Consider the following 19,448-nt stretch of genomic DNA (forward strand, 5'->3'; position numbering starts at 1 on the left):
TTATGGTTGCAGCCAATAGATGTGAATTTGTTTTTTTACCTCTGGGAGGTGTAGGTGAAATAGGGATGAATTTAGCTGCTTACGGATTTGGTCCCCAAAATCTTCGTGAATGGCTGCTGGTTGATATGGGGATTAGTTTTGCTGGTTCTGAATTACCAGGTGTCGATCTTGTTTTGCCTGATATTCGTTTTCTAGAAAGTGAAAAACATAATATACGGGGTCTTGTTTTAACACATGCACATGAAGATCATTATGGGGCCGTTCTTGATTTATGTCCAAAGTTACAAGTGCCGATTTACTGTACGCCTTTTACGGCAGGATTATTGGAAACTAAAAAACAATTAGATTTTGAATCTCAAAAAATTTTACTCAATATTTTTCAAGCTGGTGATTGTTTTCAGGTAGGTTCCTTTGTTATAGAGGCTATAGCCGTTAACCATTCAATACCAGAATCTGTATCTTTAGCAATTACAACTTCTTTGGGGACTGTGATTCATACTGGTGATTGGAAAATTGATCATACTCCTTCACTCGGGGCTGTAACCGATGAAAAAAGATTTCGTGCTTTAGGCAAAAAAGGTGTTTTAGCATTACTTTGTGATTCCACAAATGCATGTCGGGATGGTATTTCTCCTTCAGAACAGCAAGTTCAAGCCAGTCTTTCAGAGATTATTTCCAAAGCTGAAGGGCGCGTTGCGATAGCAACTTTTTCTTCTAATATTGGTCGGATACGTTCTATTGCTCTTGCAGCTGAAGCTGCTGGACGTAAAGTGCTTGTCATTGGGCGTTCCCTTAAGCGAAGTATTATGGTTGCACAAGAGCTTGGTTATATGAATGGTTTAGCACCATTTGTAACGGAAGATGATTATGGCTACATCTCGCGAAAAGATCTTGTTTTAATTGTCACAGGGAGCCAAGGTGAGCCATGTGCTGCTTTAGCTAAACTGTCACGTGATGGAATGAAAAGTATTGCACTTTCCGCTGGTGATACCGTTATTTATTCATCACGAAGTATTCCAGGAAACGAAAAAGCGATTATTGAGGTACAAAATTGTTTCATTGATTTGGGTATTAAAATTATTACGAATGAAGATGCACTTGTTCATGTTTCAGGTCATCCCCGTCGTTCAGAACTTTTACAGATGTATGATTGGATAAAGCCACAAATACTTGTCCCTGTACATGGGGAAGCAATGCATCTTAAGGCTCAGGCAACTTTAGCACGTCAAGCGGGTATTAAAACTGTTATGGATATCAGAAATGGCCATATGTTACGTCTTGCACCAGAGTCTGTGAAGGTTGTTGATCAAGTTCCTGTTGGCCGCATCTATAAGGATGGTTGCCTAATTGGAGATGAAGATGAATTAGGAATTCGTGAACGCCGCAAACTAAGTTATGCTGGTCATGTTACTATTTCTCTCCATATAAATAGTAAGCATGAATTATTAGGGGATATAGGTCTAACAACATTCGGTTTACCTGAAAGTAATGGAAAGGGGGAAAGTTTAAAAGATATTCTTTTAGATATCGTAGAAAATACAGTTTATAATATCCCACGCATGAAACAGAAAAATAATGAACTTATTCGAGAGGCAACACGACGTGCAGTGAGAGCGGCTGTTCATGAAATTTGGCAAAAAAAACCTATCTGTACAGTTTTTTTACATCGGTCAAAATAAAAAAACTTTCCTATTACGTTATTTAAAAAGAGAAGAGCATTTTTATTTTATTGCTAAATAAGAAAAATAGAGAATAAAGCACAATAAATTTTTAAATGATAAGATCGTTATATTTGCAAGTATTCAGAATGCGGCTATAGATGAATAGAGGGTGTGATAAATTGTTCCGATATGATAGGTCTGATTAGGAGTTAATTATTTCAATGCGTCTTTCTCAATATTTCCTTCCACTTTTAAAAGAGAATCCTAAAGAAGCAGAAATTGTTTCTCATCGCTTCATGTTGCGCGCTGGAATGATTCGACAACAAACATCAGGGATTTATTCTTGGCTTCCTTTGGGAAAAAAAGTGCTTGATAAAGTTTGTAAAATTATTCGTGAAGAGCAAGAACGTGCGGGTGCAATAGAAATATTGATGCCTACAATTCAGTCTGCTGATCTTTGGCGTGAAAGCGGTCGTTATGATGATTATGGTTTGGAAATGCTCCGCATTAAAGATCGTCAAAAGCGTGATTTACTTTATGGTCCAACCAATGAAGAGATGGTAACAGATATTTTTCGCTCTTATGTTCGTTCTTATAAAGATCTTCCGCTTAATTTATATCATATTCAATGGAAATTTCGTGATGAAATTCGTCCACGTTTTGGTGTGATGCGAGCACGAGAATTTTTAATGAAAGATGCTTATTCTTTTGATCTTGATTATGAAGGCTCTGAAACATCTTATAATCGTATGTTTGTTGCTTATTTACGCACTTTTTCTCGCCTTGGCTTAAAAGCAATTCCTATGCGTGCAGATACAGGTCCAATAGGGGGGAAACTCAGTCATGAATTTATCATTTTGGCTGAAACAGGAGAGAGTGCTATCTTCTGTGATAAACAATTTCTTGAACTTACCGTTCCTGATAGTTCAATTGATTTTAGTGATAAAGCTGTTTTAGATGATATTGTTAAGCAATGGACATCTTTTTATGCAGCAACGGAAGAAATGCATAATGAAGAGGAGTGGGCTAAAGTTTCTGATCATAATCGTCTTTCAGCGCGTGGTATTGAAGTAGGGCATATTTTCCACTTTGGTACTAAATATTCCGCTCCAATGGGAGCAAAAGTTATGGGACAAGATGGAAAAGAGCATGTGGTCTCTATGGGATCTTATGGTATTGGGCCTTCGCGTCTTGTTGCGGCCGCTATTGAGGCTTCTCATGATGAAAATGGTATTATTTGGCCAAAGTCGATGGCACCGTTTGATTTTGGGATTATCAATATGAAGCCCGATGATGAAAAATGCACACAGGCATGTGAGTTTCTCTATCAGGGATTAAAGAAGGTTGGTTTTGATCCGTTATTAGATGATAGAAATGAACGTCCTGGATCAAAATTTGCAACAATGGATTTGATTGGTTTGCCAACGCAAATCATTGTTGGTCCTAACAGCATTGCACAAAATGAAGTTGAAATTAAAGATCGAAAAACAGGAATAAAAAAATCTCTAAAGGTTGAAGATGTGCTCAGCCAACTTTCTATAATTTAATAGGAAATATTATGAAGAGGCTGAAAAACAAATGCTTTTCATCTTATGAGTGGATGATCGCTTTTCGTTATATGATTCCCAATAAAAAACATGTCGTTGCATCTGTTATTTCAATTATTTCTCTTATTGGGATTATGTTGGGCGTATTTGCTCTGGTTGTTGTTATGGCGGTGATGAATGGCTTTCGTACAGAACTTCTCAATCGTATTCTTGGTATGAATGGGCATCTTATTATTCAAACAGTTGATTCTGGTTTTTCTGATTATAAGACTCTTATTTCTTCTTTAGAAACTACAAATGGTGTGAAGTTTGCTTTACCTGTTATTGAAGGTCAAGCGCTTGTTCAAGGTGAAGTTCAAGGTGGCTCTGGCGCGTTAGTTCGTGGTATGCGCAAACAAGATCTAGAAAAGCTTAAAACAGTCTCTCAAAACATTAAATTAGGATCGATTTCTCGGTTTGATCAAGAAGAAGGTGTTGCAATTGGAAGTGGCTTAGCAGAAAAATTAGGACTGACAGTTGGAAGAGATATTCGTATTATTACTCCAGATGGTGATGAGACTCCTTTTGGCGTTACCCCACGTGTGAAAGCTTATAAAGTCGTTGCTATTTTTGAAGTTGGTATGTCTGAATATGATTCAATATTTATCTTTATGCCTCTCCATGAAGCACAAATGTTTTTTAATTTGGGAGATAAGGTTCAGTCTTTAGAATTATTTCTAAATGATCCTGATGCTGTTGATCAAATAAAACCTGTTGTAGAAAAAGCAGTTGATCAACAGGTCTATTTAATTGATTGGCGTACACGCAATCAGGCTTTTTTTTCAGCCTTACAGATTGAACGAAATGTTATGTTTTTCATTCTTTCTCTGATCGTTCTTGTTGCTGCTTTAAATATTATTTCAGGGCTGATTATGCTTGTAAAAGATAAAAGTCATGATATTGCAATTTTACGCACGATGGGGGCTCAACAGAGTGCGATTTTGCGTATATTTATCATTACAGGAATGATGATTGGTTTTATTGGAACTATATTGGGTTTAGTTTTAGGTGTTATCGCGACTGCGAATATTAATCATATCCAAGATTTTATATCTTGGTTATTTAATGTCGACGTTTTTAATCCTCAACTTTATTTTTTAACAAAATTGCCTGCACAAATTGAGTGGAAACAGACCGTCTTGGTTGCTATGATGGCTTTATTCTTGTCGTTTCTTGCTGCTCTCATTCCGGCATGGCGTGCTGCTAAGCTAGATCCCGTACAAGCTTTGAGGTATGAATAATGACAGCTATTTTAGAGCTTGTAGAGATTGAAAGACACTTTTTCGAGAGTCATAAGCCTCTCATTGTTTTAGATAAAGCCAATTTTATTCTTAATCGTGGAGAGCTTGTCGCACTTGTTGCACCATCTGGTGCTGGAAAATCAACACTTCTTCATATTGCTGGATTATTAGAAAAACCAACAGCTGGTGATGTGATGTTACGGGGTGTTTCTTGTGCAAAGCGCTCTGATAGTGAGCGAACAGCTATAAGACGAAATGATATTGGTTTTGTTTATCAATTTCATCATTTACTTCCAGAGTTTACGGCGTTAGAAAATGTCATGATACCGCAAATGATAGCAGGATTAAAAAAATCCATAGCAGAAGATCGTGCGCGCAAATTATTAACGTATCTGCGTATTTCTCATCGTGCGAACCATCGTCCCTCAGAGTTATCGGGAGGAGAACAACAACGTGTTGCTATTGCACGTGCAGTAGCAAATGGCCCTTCGGTTCTTTTGGCTGATGAACCTACAGGAAATCTTGATCCAGTAACTTCAGCTTATGTCTTTCAAGCTTTATCTATCCTTGTTCGTCAGTCTGGTCTTTCTGCTCTTATTGCAACACATAATTACGCTTTGGCTAAGCAAATGCATCGTCGAATTACACTTAAAGAACAAAAGATTATAGAACTTCCTTAAAGCAAGGTACAAATTTTTACGACTAATTGAATAGTTTATATTACTTTATTCAAGGAGATTTTTTATGACAGTTTTTGTCGTTGACAAAAATCAATTAGATGCTCGTCGTCGTCGATTGATTTTTCGTGCATGGCATCGCGGTATTCGTGAAATGGATCTCATTTTTGGACATTATGTCGATGCTCATATCACTGAGATGAATGATAGAACGCTCTCTGAGCTTGAGTATATTATGTCTTTTGATGATCGTGATTTACTCACATGGATTACTGGAGAAATTTTGCCCCCCTCTGAAGTTGATAGTCCACTTTTCCGTGATATTGCCAATTATCGTACTTGCTTAAGTTATTAATCCCGATGCCTATATTTAAAAAAATTGTTATTCCCAAAAATAATTCTGTTCGTATGATTTTAGATGGCGTTACTGATGGATTTGAAGCCTTTGCGCTTGCTAAATTAAGTTCAGAAATTGCACAAGGTAAACCGCTCATCTATGTTGTCCGTGACGGAACAAAAATTGCGTATTTACAACAAGTTTTAAATTTTATTGAACCCAATTTACCCGTACTTCAATTTCCTGCATGGGATTGTTTGCCTTATGATCGCGTATCACCAGGAATTGCTGTTATGGCACGTCGACTATCAACATTGGCACACATAGCAAATTTACGGAAAGATCCACATCCTGCAATTATATTAACTACAGCAAATGCAATTATGCAAAAGTTGCCTCCTCGTGAAATGATAGAAGCTCAGCTTATTCACGCACGTGTTGGCCAGCGTAATAACATGGGAAATCTTATTCAATTTCTAGAAACCAATGGTTTTGAACGTGTTACGGTTGTCCGTGATGTTGGTGAGTTTGCTGTAAGAGGAGGAATACTTGATATCTTTTCTCCGATGGATGTTGAACCTTTACGTCTTGATTTTTTTGGAGATACCCTAGAAAGTATCCGCGTATTTGATCCAGAAAGTCAAAGGACAACAGGCCAAAAAACTGAACTTTTATTACAGGCAATGAGTGAGGTTGTTCTTACACCAGAACGCATCAGCCGTTTTAAAAGCAATTATACCCGTACATTTGGTGTATCACAAAAAAATAACATGCTTTATGAAGCAATTTCTCAAGGTCGGCGTTTTGTTGGTATGGAACATTGGCTTCCATTTTTTTATGAAAACCTTGATAGCTTGTTTGACCATTGTGGCAACTTAGCGATAGTTTTTGAACATCTCATAGAAGAAGTCTTCATTGAGCGCTATCATCTTATTGAAGACTATTATAATGCGCGCAAAGAGCGCGAAAATGATAAAGAAAATTCTACTTCTTATCATCCAATAGACCCTAGTCTTCTCTATTTAACGCCAGAGCGTGTTTTAGAATGTGTGCAACAATCTTCACAGCGTATTGATTTTTCGCCTTTTAATATTCCACAAAGTTTGGAACAAACTGTTATTCACGCACATGTTAAACAGGGATATGATTTTGTAAAAGAGCGTAATGCGCAGGAAAAAAACGTTTTTTCAAGTGTTATTGATCACATCGCATCTTTACGCGCTGCGGGCAAAAAAGTACTTTTAGCGTGTTGGAGTGAAGGATCTCTGAATCGTTTAGTACAAGTTCTCGACGAGCATGGATTGAAAAAAATAGATGTTGCAAAATCTTTGCAAACTGTCAAAGCAACACCTCGAGATCGCATATTAGCAGCTGTTATCATGATAGAACATGGTTTTGTGGCTGAAGATTTGGCTATTATAGCAGAGCAAGATATCCTTGGCGATCGTTTTATAAGATCGCCAAAGCGGCGTAAGAATAATACAAATTTTATTTCTGAAGTTTCTGCTTTAAATTCTGGTGATATTGTTGTGCATATCGACCACGGTATTGGCCAATTTGTTGGTCTTAAAACCATCACAACCACTGGAATTTTACGAGATTGCCTTGAAATTAAATATGCTGGAGGTGATCTCCTCTTTTTACCTGTTGAAAATATTGAGCTTCTCTCACGTTATGGCTCAGAAGGAACAGAGGTAACGTTAGATAAATTAGGAGGTGTTGCTTGGCAAGCACGTAAAGCTCGGCTTAAAAAACATTTATTGGAAATGGCAGGGCAATTAATCCGTATAGCTGCAGAGCGTATGACTCGTGCTGCGCCTGCTTTACTTCCACCAATTGGATCTTTTGATGAGTTCGTTGCTTGCTTTCCCTATGAAGAAACGGAAGATCAAATGAATGCAATTGATGCTGTTTTGGATGATCTAGCCTCAGGCAAGCCGATGGATCGCTTGATATGCGGTGATGTTGGTTTTGGAAAAACTGAAGTAGCCATTCGAAGTGCTTTTGTTGCAGCATTAAATGGATATCAGGTTGCGGTTGTTGTACCAACAACTTTGCTTTCACGTCAACATTACAAAACATTTATTTCGCGTTTTCAAGGATTACCGGTTAAAATTGGACATGCTTCAAGGCTTGTAAAAGCGAAAGAACTTGCACGAGTAAAAAAAGGTGTTTCAGATGGTACAATCGATATTGTCATTGGAACCCATGCATTATTAAGTGGTGCAGTTAATTTTTTACGATTAGGCCTTCTTATCATTGATGAGGAACAACATTTTGGTGTCAAACATAAAGAGCGTTTAAAAGAGCTTAAAAGTGATATTCATGTTCTCACACTTTCAGCAACTCCCATACCACGCACTTTAGGGTTAGCTTTATCGGGTGTACGTGAACTTTCATTGATAACAACACCCCCCATTGATAGAATGGCGGTTCGTACTTTTATTTCACCCTTTGATGCACTTGTTATACGAGAGACCCTGCTTCGAGAATATTATCGTGGTGGACAAAGTTTCTATGTTTGTCCTCGTATTTCTGATCTGGCTTTTGTAGAAGAATATCTCAAAACACATGTGCCAGAACTGAAATTCGTTGTGGCTCATGGACAAATGCCGGCTGGACAACTTGATGATATCATGAATGCATTTTATGATGGACAATATGATGTGCTGCTCTCAACAACCATTATTGAATCGGGGCTTGATATTCCAACAGCCAATACCCTAATTGTGCATCGTGCTGAGATGTTTGGCCTTTCTGCCCTTTATCAGTTACGTGGTAGGGTAGGGCGTTCAAAACAACGTGCTTATGCTCTCTTTACATTTCCTGCTGGTAAAGTCTTAACAGCTGCTGCCGATCGCCGTCTTAAAGTTTTACAATCTCTTGATACCTTAGGGGCCGGGTTTCAATTGGCAAGCCATGACATGGATATCCGCGGTTCAGGCAATTTTTTAGGTGAACAGCAATCGGGGCATATCAAAGAAGTTGGATTTGAACTCTATCAAAAAATGCTTGAAGAAGCTGTTGCTGAATTAAAAGATGGAGAGCTAAATGAAGATAATCAATGGTCTCCTCAAATTTCACTTGGTACAACAGTGATGATACCAGAAAGTTTCGTGCCTGACTTATCATTACGTATGGGACTTTATCGTCGTTTAACAGAACTTGATGATTTAGAACAAATTGATGAATTTGCAGCGGAGTTAATTGATCGCTTTGGTCCTTTACCCCTTGAGGTTCAACACCTTCTTAAAGTCTTTTATATCAAAACATTATGTCGAAAAGCGCATGTAGAGAAATTAGATACAGGACCAAAGGGGATTGTTATACAGTTTCGTAATAACTATTTCGCAAATAGTGTTGCTCTTGTTCAGTGGGTTGGAAAACAAGGTTCGATGGCAAAAATTCGTCCAGATCAAAGTATCGCTCTTATTCGTAATTGGTCCACAGCGGATGAAAGGCTTGTTGGAGCAGCGAATATTATGACACAGCTTGTCGAAATGGCAGAACAACATTCTGTTTAAAAAATATCTTTATTATTTCAGAACTATTACTTATTTTTATAAAATTATTCTATAAAAACAAAAAGTTATTGATTTTGTATAAGAATAAAATTTAAGTTTATAATAAAGAGCCATTATATATTTATTTGGTTTTTATTATATACGTATTGATATAATGAAGGAAATAGATTAGACGGTTTAACCGCATTAAATAGCACTTTCAATATAATAAGCTAATAAGCTCCTGTAAATTTTTTAGAAAGAATTTAGGTAAAGATAGCATGCTTTCTTCATTACAAAAGTGTCTAACTATCGTTTTTTTGTTACTCACTTTAATATATGGCGTAAAAAACGCTTATGCTGAGTTATCTTCTGATGAACAATACCAACATTTAAAAAACAAAAGAAAGAATATTAAAGAGAGCATACAATTTATTGAAGAAAGTATATCTCATTTGGATATTTGGGAAAAAAATATTTCTAAAGCAGAATACTATGAGCGTTTACAGGAACGGAATAAGTTATATAAAAAACTGAAAACTCTGAAGGATGAATATTATAATCTTGGTTCGAAATTACAGGATCTAGCTGAAAAAAAACAAAAAATTATCTCTAGAATACATATAGCGAGAGAGTATGAAGTAGGGGAGTATGAAGAAAAGTTGATTAAAGCAAAAGATTATTTAAAAAAAACTCAAACGTTTAATGAATGGGGAATGAATGAGAAAAGTGGAGGTGATGATGAGATAATGAAAAATTATCTCATATTTATTATTGCTTGCAATACGTTAGCGGATATATTGCAAAGTGATATAGGTGCTATTTTGCGCAAAGATTTTGATTGGAAAGATAAAGATTTTAGTTGGGCTAAAGGCGCAAATAATTCAATAAGTCCTAGTTTAGTCAGGGATATTAAAGAATTACTAACAGATGGCTCTTATAGTTATGAAAAACAAATATTTGACGATATAAAAAATAGTCTTACAGAAGATAATTGGTTTGTAAAAAGTGCACCTAAGCTTTGTAATACCATTAAAGAAGTACATAATATAATGCTTCCAAACAAGAAAAAGAATATTATAGATCGTATGCGTTCTCATGTTGAAGAATTATTCAATTAAAAAATTAATTATACAAATACAGAGAAATTAAGATAATATACTAAATAATAGTTTAAATATGTTAGTAAAATATATTTTAATTTTTTGTTTTTATCATTATTTATAATAAAGTAATTTATACACATAAGATATTATCTATTATTCTTATCATATAAGCTTTAATATATATATTAAATAATAAACTCATATATCTTTTTTATGTTTTCTTTTTATGCATGATTTTTTGTGCTTGTAGTTTTTTATTTTTATCTGTTTAATTATTTTAATGACGATACATTTCATATCTTAAATCTTGTTTTATTAATACGATAAGAGAGATGTTTTATAGCTCTAAGTTGTGTTATATAGGAAAACAAAATGATATTTTGAATTCATTTTTTCTTAAAACTTAAATCATTAACGATTTATATCTTTGATGTTGTAAAAGATGAAAAGAATTTATCATTTTAGTAAATTATTTTATTTGAGAAATAACTTAAAATAAATTGATAAAAGCTATATTTTTTATTCATGTTATAAAGCTGAGAGATGATATTTGTACAGAAGTGCAATAATAGATGTATAATATATGAGCATAAATTTATTATGGCTTTAGGCACGTGAGATGATTCATAGGGGGAATCCCTTTGTTCAGTAGTTTTATCTATAAAACTAACTCTGCTTGTGATGTACAAGTGGATAAATTTTATTGATTCAATATAAGAGAGGTTTGCGCTATTAGGATCTTTCATACAATATAGAAATAGAAAAAAGATAAATTATTATTATAAATTAATATGTTATTATATTTTAAGAAAGTTTATTATAAATAAAATATTTTCAGCAGTTATAGATTTTCTCTCTAAGAAAATGTGTTGTTTAATTAAGAAAAAAGCACTTCTTTAGTAGCGTATTTTTAAACTAAACTGTTTAGTTAAACGCTATAGAATATAAAATTTTTATTACAAAAGCGTATCACCATTGTTTTGTAAACAAGGGCAGAAATTTTAGACAATCAATGGTTTTAATTCATCAAATGTTTCAATAATACCGTAGATGATTTTGTTTTTGTGTATCACACGAGGCACATAAGGAAAACTGTAAAACTTATCTGATATTTTGGAGCTTAATGCATTGCAACACCTGTTGCTAATGTTCTATAAGCTTAACATGAAGAGTAATAAATGTAAAAATTTTAATTAGTAAGTTTTTTAGAGTAGTATCAGAGTTTATTTTAATTAACATTGCAATATTGATTCGTTTGTGTAATCTTAGTTTAAATGCACAGAGGTGTTTTATGGATAGATTGCATCAAATACCAATGTGATGAAGAGGGGAAATGATATGAGTGTATAAAAATTAGAATGGCTCGTCGTATTTTTTCTCTAAATTTAACTTTTTTTTTATATTGAAGTAAAAATAGTAAAATTAATTGTTATTTCATTATAATTTAATAAATTAAGTTGGAATTATATTTAATATTTTTTTGAAGTTACTTAAGAGCGCGTTGAAAGGATTAACTTAATCATGTCGCATAAAAATGTTTATTCTGCTGTTTCAGTATTAGTTGGAGCTGCTGCCCTTTTTCTTATAGCTGGTATTTCTGCAAATGCGCAAACTTTATCACAAGGTTGGTACAAAGTTTGCAGTAAGCAGCATGATGTTGATATTTGTAATACAATGAATACTGTATTATCGAATACGGGACAACCTTTAACGGCTTTTAATCTTGTTGAAATAAAAGGGAAGCAAAATGAGAAACGTATAGGTATTCAAGTACCTACAGGTCGTTTTTTGCCAGAAGGTGTTCACATTAAAATTGGTGACGAGTTCTCTAAAAAAATTCCTTATATTATTTGTAATGGACCAAGTTGTATTGCTAATGATGTCTTAGATGATAAGCTTATAGCAGCTATGAAAAGTGGTACAAAAATGGTTGTAACCACAGTTAATTTCCGTGGTTCAGCTAATCCTATTGAGTTTTCTCTTAATGGGTTTACAGCAGCCTATACCGGTCCTGGTATGGAGGAAAAAGATTTTCAACAAGAACAAATAAAGCTGCAGCAAGCCATTCAATCAAAGCAAAAAGAAATTGAAGAGCGTATGCGGGATGAGCAAGAAAAAGCAAAACAAAAGTAATAAACCCACACCATAGAAGTTGGTCAAAACGTCTTCTATAATTGTTTATTTGAACCGCCACAATTTTCTGTGGCGGTTTTTTTAATCCTTAATTTTTCGAAAGAATTCTGCGTTTCCACCAACCAATACGTTCAGTTTTGGAAGAATCATTAGGCGTTGATGAAATAACAACGGGTTGATTAATTGTTTCTTCAATTTGGGAAGAAGAGGTTTCGATAACTTTCTCCATCTCGATTACAGTTTCTTGCTCTAATATTTTTTGTATTTGCGTTGTCTCTTTAGAAGATGATTTTTTACGTGTTCCACGTGTTGATTTTTTACTCTTTTCAAGAGCTTTATCTTCTACCTCATGAACAGCTTTGTCTGCTTTTTTTGTTTTAGTTTTATGCACCGAACTGGTTGTAGGTTTTTCTTCAAGAGATTTTTGTTCTGCAATATTTTGATCATTCTCTAAAAAAAGTTGATTTTCTACTACTTTTGAAGAACGTGTTTTACGTTTTTTAGGTTTAATACTTGTATCATTTTTTTCAGATTCACTCTGTTGTTGTATATCTAGAGCTTGTGTATTATTCTTTGTTTCTTCAAGTTCAAAAGATTTAGCAGGTGAAACACGACGTTTGCGATGCGCTGCTTTAATTTCTGCTAAAGCTTGCTTAGCAAAATCTCCCACTGGTTCTGCATAAGGAACGCGAATCTGATGAAAACTATTATCTTGATTGCGTCGACCACCACGACGTCCTCGACGACGTCCTCGACGATAAGAATCATCATTCAAGGTATCTTCTTTTTTATGAACGTTGGAGAGAGAATGATCAGTAATTTCACCGTGACGATTTTTGCGCCGACGCTTTTGGTTTGTTTCAATGGGAGAAGGATTTTCAATAGATTCACTTTTTATGAAAACAGAATCTTCAATTTCTTGCTTATTGTCATCTTCCAATGAAGATTGAAAAATTCTCTCTGCTATTGAGCCTTTAGAAATAACAAGATGTTGTGTTCCAATACTATCATCTGCTTCAATACTAATATTAAGTTTAAAGCGAGCTTCTAAATTAACAAGAATATTGCGTTTATGATTTAATACATAAAGCGCTGTTGCTACGGGGGTGCGCACGATAATATTATGTTGCGAATTATGAAGAAGATATTCTTCAATTGAGCGCATGACATGTAACGCAATTGATGATTCAGAACGTATATTTCCTGTTCCTGCGCAATGTGGGCAGGGCTGTGTCGTACTTTCTAAAACCGATATGCGAATACGTTGACGACTCATTTCTAAAAGGCCGAAGTGTGAAATATGACCTACTTGAATACGAGCACGATCATTTTTTAAACAATCTTTTAATTTTTTTTCGACCAGCTTCACATTGCGTTCTTCAAGCATATCAATAAAATCAATCACAATTAAACCAGCAAGGTCACGCAAGCGTAATTGACGCGCTACTTCTTCAGCAGCTTCAAGGTTAGTTTGTAAGGCTGTCTTTTCGACAGAGAATTCTTTCGTAGAGCGGCCAGAATTTACGTCAATAGCAACAAGTGCTTCTGTTTGATTAATAACAAGATAACCACCAGATTTTAAAGAAACCTGTGGTTGCAACATTTTATCAAGTTGAATTTCAATATTATTTCTTGCGAAAATGGGCGTAGGATCACGGTAAGGTTGCACAACTTTTGCATGACTTGGCATGAGCATACGCATAAAGTCTTTCGCTTCACGATATCCTTGGTCTCCAGAGACAAGAATTTCACTAATGTTCTTATTGTAAAGATCTCGTATAGAACGCTTGATGAGATTGCTTTCTTCATGGACAAGGCATGGCGCCGTTGACTCGAGTGTCAAAGTGCGAATAGTATCCCATAACCGCATAAGATATTCATAATCACGTTTAATTTCAGCTTTTGTTCTATTGGCACCAGCGGTTCGTAAGATAACGCCCATACCTTTTGGAACGGCTAATTCTTTTACGATTTCTTTAAGACGCTTACGGTCTTGTACGTTCGTAATTTTTCGTGAAATACCACCACCACGTGCTGTGTTGGGCATTAGAACAGAGTAACGACCAGCTAGAGATAGATATGTTGTAAGGGCAGCACCTTTATTACCACGCTCTTCTTTGATAACTTGTACCAACAAAATTTGACGTCGTTTAATGACTTCTTGAATTTTATACTGGCGCCCTTGTTTTCTTTGATAAATCGGGAGCTCTTCACGGATGTCCTCAGCACCGACCATTTCAATCTCATCATAAGAGATATTGGCATTTAATGATTCTTCTGTATTATCAATTATTATCGCTTCAGATGTGATATCATTTTCAATATCGGCTGCTATAACATTGTTTTTTTCACTTTTTTTTGTTCTTCTGGAGCGTTTTTTATTTTTAGTTGCTTCTTCCGTAAAGGTATCTACAGAATTTTCTCCTACAGCTTCTTTTTCTTCTTCTTCAAGAAGAGCAAGGCGATCAGCAATAGGAATTTGATAATAATCAGGATGAATTTCAGAAAATGTTAAAAAACCATGCCGGTTTCCACCATATTCAACAAAAGCCGCTTGGAGAGACGGTTCTACACGCGTAATACGTGCGAGATAAATATTCCCCTTGAGCTGTTTTCTATGTTCTGATTCAAAATCAAGTTCTTCAATTTTGTTGCCGTGAACAACAACAACACGTGTTTCCTCCGGATGGGAGGCATCTATAAGCATTTTGTTTGACATAAGTTAATATCCTGAAGGCGACATGCACAATTTTATTCAAACGAATGCTATAACTATTCGTAAATATAAAAGGCTGTCTGCCATAAAAGGGAGGTACCAGAAAAACAGGACGGAACACCACGTGCAAAGGCATGACTGCATTTACACCATTTCTCATCATTATTTCCATCTGTTTTTTATGACTCATATTTCTTAAAAGTCTCCGGTAAAATAATCTTTAAAACAGTTCGGATATCCGAACCAACGAATCTTAAGTAATGCAATCCTAATGTTACAACATAGAAATTTTTCATCCATAAAAAAGTCTCAACGCATAATAGACAAAAAACTTCTAAAGACAACTTAATATGAGTTACAGATAATTTAGATGACTATTATCAGCTAGGAAGCATAAATATTCTTTTATGTTGATATCATGCGTTTGGCAAGTAACAATGTAAATCATGTATAATTATAATATCTTTATGACCTTAATTTCGTTTTGAGGTGTTTATTTAGCTTTTATTGAAAAATAGATAATAAATTGGTGTATCGTTTTATGTAACCAAGATAAATTATTACAAAGGTAATGTAGAGTATTTTGCTTATGATAAGAGTTTTTTTTACCAAAAAGCTGAAAACAGCTTATGGGGATGTTATTGTGTTCGTCACATACTTTTTATTATCTTTTTTGCTACTCCAAACCAGTCTTCAAGCCGCAGATCCTCTGAGACTTATTAATTTTCGAACCATTGGTGATAGTGTTCATACGCGTATTATTGCGGTTTTTAATTCAAAACCAAATGTTCGTTTACAGATTTTGGACAGGCCAGCACGTTTGGTTATCAATTTACCTACAATTGACTTTTCGATGCAAAATACGCCTTTAAAGAAAAGGAATACATTATCCGTTATGCTTTCAGATGTGCGTTATGCTTTCTCTGACATACAGACTTCACGCATTGTTTTGACAAGTAAAACGGCTTTTGTAGTTGAAAAAAATGTCGTAAAAAATTTAAATAATGGTTTATGGCAGTTGCTGATTGATATTCGTAAAAGTACACAAGAAAAATTTGATGAGATATTAAAAAAACAGCAAAGGATCAATTTTGATACAAAAACACAGTTAATGCCAGCATATAATTTCCGTGTTGTTCTTGATCCTGGTCATGGTGGTATTGATGGTGGTGCGCGGGGGGTTACTGGAATTTTAGAAAAAGATGTGACTTTAGACTTTGCGCGTGCATTGCGAGACGAATTACAAAAGGATTCTCATATTACCGTTGCTTTAACACGAGATTCCAATATTTTTTTAAGACTAAGTGAAAGAGTTAAAAAAGCGCAAGAGTTTGATGCTGATCTTTTTATATCTATTCACGCGGATACGATTGATCTACATTCTCTTCGCGGTGCCACAGTGTATACCATATCAGACAAAGCCTCTGATGCCATTGCAAAATCTTTAGCTGAAAATGAAAATAAAGTTGATTTGCTTGATGGTTTGCCTGCAGATGAAACGCTCGAAGTTACAGATATTTTGATGGATCTTACACGACGTGAGACACATACATTTTCGGTTAATTTTGCAAATAGTGTTATTTCAAGTTTATCAAAGAATCATATTAACTTGATTAATAACCCACATCGTTATGCTAATTTTCAAGTTTTAAGAGCTTCAGATATACCCTCAGTCTTGATAGAGATAGGTTATTTATCCAATAAAGAGGATGAAAAGTTATTAAATGATCCTCATTGGAGAAAACAAATGGCAGCCTCTATTGCTCATTCTATTCGTCAATTTGCTGATTATAGGCAGAAAATGATACAGCCTCTTTAAATTTGTGAGAAAATAGAGTATCTATATGGGCTTCTAGTGTACCCTAGTATAAATAAAAGATAGAAAACGATTTCTCTTGATCTCAATCTTGTGGTGATATCCACTTGGTGTGTTTGAAGTAACGTATTTTTTCTTTAATTAATTCTTAAGAAAGCGATAGCCGTTTTTATGATGATTTTTTTAAGATATCTTCTTCGTTTTTTTATTGCTATTGGACTTTGTGGTGCAATAACGTGGGGTGTTATGACCAGTGGTCAAGCAAATGCACTCCCTGATTATGAAGTTCTTTCACTTTATGAGCCGCCGGTAATGACCCGCGTCCATGCTTCTGATGGCCGTCTTATGGCAGAGTTTGCAACAAAACATCGCCTCTATTTACCGATTCAATCAATACCAAAGCTTGTTATAAATGCTTTTATTTCGGCTGAAGACAAAAACTTTTATCATCATTTTGGTTTAGATCCTGAAGGACTTTCTCGAGCTTTGATCAATAATATTCGTAATATTGCTTCTGGAAGACGTCCAGAGGGTGCATCAACTATAACGCAACAAGTCGCTAAAAACTTCCTTTTAAGTTCAGAAACAACGTTAGAACGTAAATTTAAGGAAGCTATTTTAGCAATGCGTATTGAGAAAACTTATTCAAAAGATCATATTCTCGAACTTTATCTCAATGAAATTTATCTGGGGCGTGGCACTTATGGTATAGCAGCTGCTTCTTTGACCTATTTCAATAAATCCGTCAATGATCTGACGCTAGAACAATGTGCTTATTTGGCTGCTCTTCCAAAAGGACCAGCAAATTATGATCCATTTAAGAATACACAACGTGCTATTGATCGGCGTAATTGGGTTATAGACCGGATGATTGCAAATGGATATGTAACGCGTGAACAAGGTGAAAAAGCGAAAGCTAAACCTTTAGGAGCGACAATCCGTGGGAGTGATAGCTATGTTTTTGCGGCTGATTATTTTACTGAAGAAGTGCGGCGTCGTTTAATACATCGCTATGGGGCTAAAACACTTTATGAAGGTGGGCTTTCCATTCGTACAACGCTTGATCCGCATTTACAACTTATTGCGCGACGTGCTTTACACGATGGATTAATTAGATTTGATCATGCGCAAGGATGGCGTGGAGCTTATGCGCATATTGATGAGAAAGGGGATTGGGGGACAGAACTTGCAGATATCACAGGGCTAAGTGATGTTCCTGAATGGCGTTTAGCTGTTGTTCTTTCTACTAATCCCAACAAAGTAGAGATTGGTTTACAGCCACAGCGCGAAGCTTCAGGTATATTATCAAAAAAACGGGAAATTGCTGTTTTATCTGAAGCTGATTCAAAATGGGCACTCCATGTTGTAAAAGAAAATGGTTATCGAAAAACTGTTCAGAGCTTATCTCATGTTCTGCAAGTTGGGGATGTCATTTTTGTTGAAAAACTATCCAATACAAATAACACTTATCGTTTACAACAAATTCCAAAGGTTGAAGGTGCAATTGTTGCTATGGAACCTCATACAGGGCGCGTTCTTGCTATGGTGGGAGGATTTTCTTTTGCCGCATCTGAATTCAATCGTGCAACCCAAGCTTATCGCCAACCGGGATCTGCTTTTAAGCCTTTTGTTTATGCAGCAGCTCTTGATAACGGATATACACCAGCATCCGTTGTTTTAGATGGTCCCATTGAAGTTCGTCAATATAATGGTGAAGTTTGGCAACCCAAAAATTATGGAGGTACCTTTGCAGGACCTTCAACGTTGCGTTATGGTATTGAGCGTTCTCGTAATCTTATGACAATACGGCTTGCCAATGATATGGGAATGCCTCTTGTCGCTGAATATGCAGAACGCTTTGGGATCGTAGATAAATTGCAGCCTTATCTTCCCATGGCTTTAGGGGCTGGTGAAACAACAGTATTACGAATGGTTACAGCTTATTCAGTTATTGCCAATGGGGGACGCTCTATTAAGCCTTCTCTGATAGACAGAATTCAAGATCGTTATGGAAAGACAATTTATCGTCATGATGATCGTATTTGTGAAAATTGTAATACGAATTCATGGAATAATCAACGTGAACCCACATTGATTGATGAGCGAGATCAAGTTCTTGACCCTATGACAGCTTATCAGATTACCTCCATGATGGAAGGGGTTGTTCAGCGTGGTACTGCAGCACGTTTACGTTATCTTAATCGACATATTGCCGCTAAGACAGGAACAACCAATGACTCTAAGGATGTCTGGTTTATGGGATTTACTCCTGACATTGTCGTTGGTATTTTTGTCGGTTATGATCAACCAGCTCCGTTAGGATATAATGGAACAGGAAGTTCATTAGCTGCACCTATTTTTGGTGAGTTTATGGCAGATGCTCTTAAAGGAAAGCCAGATGTTCCCTTTAAGATGCCAAAGGGTATGATTTTAATGCCAATTAATCGGAAAACAGGAATGCTTGCGGAAAGAGGAGATCAAGATGTCATTATAGAAGCATTTAAACCAGGGACTGGTCCTGCTGATATATATCAAGTTATTGGGAGTACAAATTCTTTTCAAGAAGGTGTTCCTGCAGTAACGACTTCTCCACAAGTCAATAAAGCCCTTGAAAGTGGGACAGGTGGGCTGTATTAATCAACAAAATCTCCTTTCACCATGAGTCATGGTTT

11 protein-coding genes are annotated in these 19,448 nt (G+C 35.6%); 10 read left to right on the forward strand and 1 reads right to left on the reverse strand.

Features of this window, described 5'->3' with window-relative positions:
• The first annotated feature begins 2 nt into the window (after positions 1-2).
• From ACFIJW_RS08690 to ACFIJW_RS08725, 8 genes are all read left to right on the forward strand, one after another.
• Positions 3-1,679, forward strand: coding sequence for a ribonuclease J (locus ACFIJW_RS08690; protein WP_375634056.1), 1,677 nt, complete (start codon positions 3-5; stop codon positions 1,677-1,679).
• Positions 1,680-1,882: 203 nt separating this feature from the next.
• Entirely contained in the window at positions 1,883-3,208 is a 1,326-nt protein-coding gene (gene proS, locus ACFIJW_RS08695; protein ID WP_375634058.1) for a proline--tRNA ligase, read from the forward strand.
• 11 nt (positions 3,209-3,219) lie between these two features.
• Positions 3,220-4,488, forward strand: a complete 1,269-nt coding sequence (locus ACFIJW_RS08700; protein WP_375634060.1) for a lipoprotein-releasing ABC transporter permease subunit — start codon at positions 3,220-3,222, stop codon at positions 4,486-4,488.
• Complete coding sequence (locus ACFIJW_RS08705; protein ID WP_375621231.1) at positions 4,488-5,168, forward strand: ABC transporter ATP-binding protein; 681 nt, start codon at positions 4,488-4,490, stop codon at positions 5,166-5,168. Before ACFIJW_RS08700 ends, ACFIJW_RS08705 begins: the two co-directional genes overlap by 1 nt.
• 64 nt (positions 5,169-5,232) lie before the next feature.
• Positions 5,233-5,520, forward strand: a complete 288-nt coding sequence (locus ACFIJW_RS08710) for a succinate dehydrogenase assembly factor 2 (RefSeq protein WP_375634061.1) — start codon at positions 5,233-5,235, stop codon at positions 5,518-5,520.
• 5 nt (positions 5,521-5,525) lie between these two features.
• Entirely contained in the window at positions 5,526-9,026 is a 3,501-nt protein-coding gene (gene mfd, locus ACFIJW_RS08715; RefSeq protein ID WP_375634062.1) for a transcription-repair coupling factor, read from the forward strand.
• Positions 9,027-9,286: 260 nt separating this feature from the next.
• Positions 9,287-10,126 carry a hypothetical protein gene (locus ACFIJW_RS08720; RefSeq protein ID WP_375634063.1) on the forward strand — a complete coding sequence of 280 codons (840 nt, stop codon included), beginning with the start codon at positions 9,287-9,289 and terminating at the stop codon, positions 10,124-10,126.
• Between the two features lie 1,506 nt (positions 10,127-11,632).
• The gene (locus tag ACFIJW_RS08725) at positions 11,633-12,244 is read left to right on the forward strand and encodes an invasion associated locus B family protein (RefSeq protein WP_375634064.1); all 612 of its coding nucleotides are present in this window, start codon (positions 11,633-11,635) and stop codon (positions 12,242-12,244) included.
• Positions 12,245-12,332: 88 nt separating this feature from the next.
• Here the strand turns inward: ACFIJW_RS08725 and ACFIJW_RS08730 are convergent, their stop codons facing one another.
• Positions 12,333-14,963, reverse strand: a complete 2,631-nt coding sequence (locus tag ACFIJW_RS08730) for a ribonuclease E/G (protein ID WP_375634066.1) — start codon at positions 14,961-14,963, stop codon at positions 12,333-12,335.
• A gap of 586 nt (positions 14,964-15,549) precedes the next feature.
• On the opposite strand from ACFIJW_RS08730, the gene ACFIJW_RS08735 reads away from it, so the two are divergent.
• Positions 15,550-16,779 carry an N-acetylmuramoyl-L-alanine amidase gene (locus tag ACFIJW_RS08735; protein ID WP_375634067.1) on the forward strand — a complete coding sequence of 410 codons (1,230 nt, stop codon included), beginning with the start codon at positions 15,550-15,552 and terminating at the stop codon, positions 16,777-16,779.
• Between the two features lie 168 nt (positions 16,780-16,947).
• Positions 16,948-19,413 carry a penicillin-binding protein 1A gene (locus tag ACFIJW_RS08740; protein ID WP_375634069.1) on the forward strand — a complete coding sequence of 822 codons (2,466 nt, stop codon included), beginning with the start codon at positions 16,948-16,950 and terminating at the stop codon, positions 19,411-19,413.
• Positions 19,414-19,448: the final 35 nt, after the last annotated feature.

Origin of the sequence: Bartonella sp. MM97QHHN (genome assembly GCF_042194285.1) — a bacterium.
Lineage (GTDB): Bacteria > Pseudomonadota > Alphaproteobacteria > Rhizobiales > Rhizobiaceae > Bartonella.

What these genes read in the sequence shown, in the direction of transcription:
- ACFIJW_RS08735 (WP_375634067.1), top strand. Translation starts at nt 15,550, where the DNA reads ATGATAAGAGTTTTTTTTACCAAAAAGCTGAAAACAGCTTATGGGGAT.
- ACFIJW_RS08710 (WP_375634061.1), top strand. Translation starts at nt 5,233, where the DNA reads ATGACAGTTTTTGTCGTTGACAAAAATCAATTAGATGCTCGTCGTCGT.
- ACFIJW_RS08720 (WP_375634063.1), top strand. Translation starts at nt 9,287, where the DNA reads ATGCTTTCTTCATTACAAAAGTGTCTAACTATCGTTTTTTTGTTACTC.
- mfd (WP_375634062.1), top strand. Translation starts at nt 5,526, where the DNA reads ATGCCTATATTTAAAAAAATTGTTATTCCCAAAAATAATTCTGTTCGT.
- ACFIJW_RS08725 (WP_375634064.1), top strand. Translation starts at nt 11,633, where the DNA reads ATGTCGCATAAAAATGTTTATTCTGCTGTTTCAGTATTAGTTGGAGCT.
- ACFIJW_RS08705 (WP_375621231.1), top strand. Translation starts at nt 4,488, where the DNA reads ATGACAGCTATTTTAGAGCTTGTAGAGATTGAAAGACACTTTTTCGAG.
- ACFIJW_RS08730 (WP_375634066.1), bottom strand. Translation starts at nt 14,963, where the DNA reads ATGTCAAACAAAATGCTTATAGATGCCTCCCATCCGGAGGAAACACGT.
- ACFIJW_RS08740 (WP_375634069.1), top strand. Translation starts at nt 16,948, where the DNA reads ATGATGATTTTTTTAAGATATCTTCTTCGTTTTTTTATTGCTATTGGA.
- ACFIJW_RS08690 (WP_375634056.1), top strand. Translation starts at nt 3, where the DNA reads ATGGTTGCAGCCAATAGATGTGAATTTGTTTTTTTACCTCTGGGAGGT.
- ACFIJW_RS08700 (WP_375634060.1), top strand. Translation starts at nt 3,220, where the DNA reads ATGAAGAGGCTGAAAAACAAATGCTTTTCATCTTATGAGTGGATGATC.
- proS (WP_375634058.1), top strand. Translation starts at nt 1,883, where the DNA reads ATGCGTCTTTCTCAATATTTCCTTCCACTTTTAAAAGAGAATCCTAAA.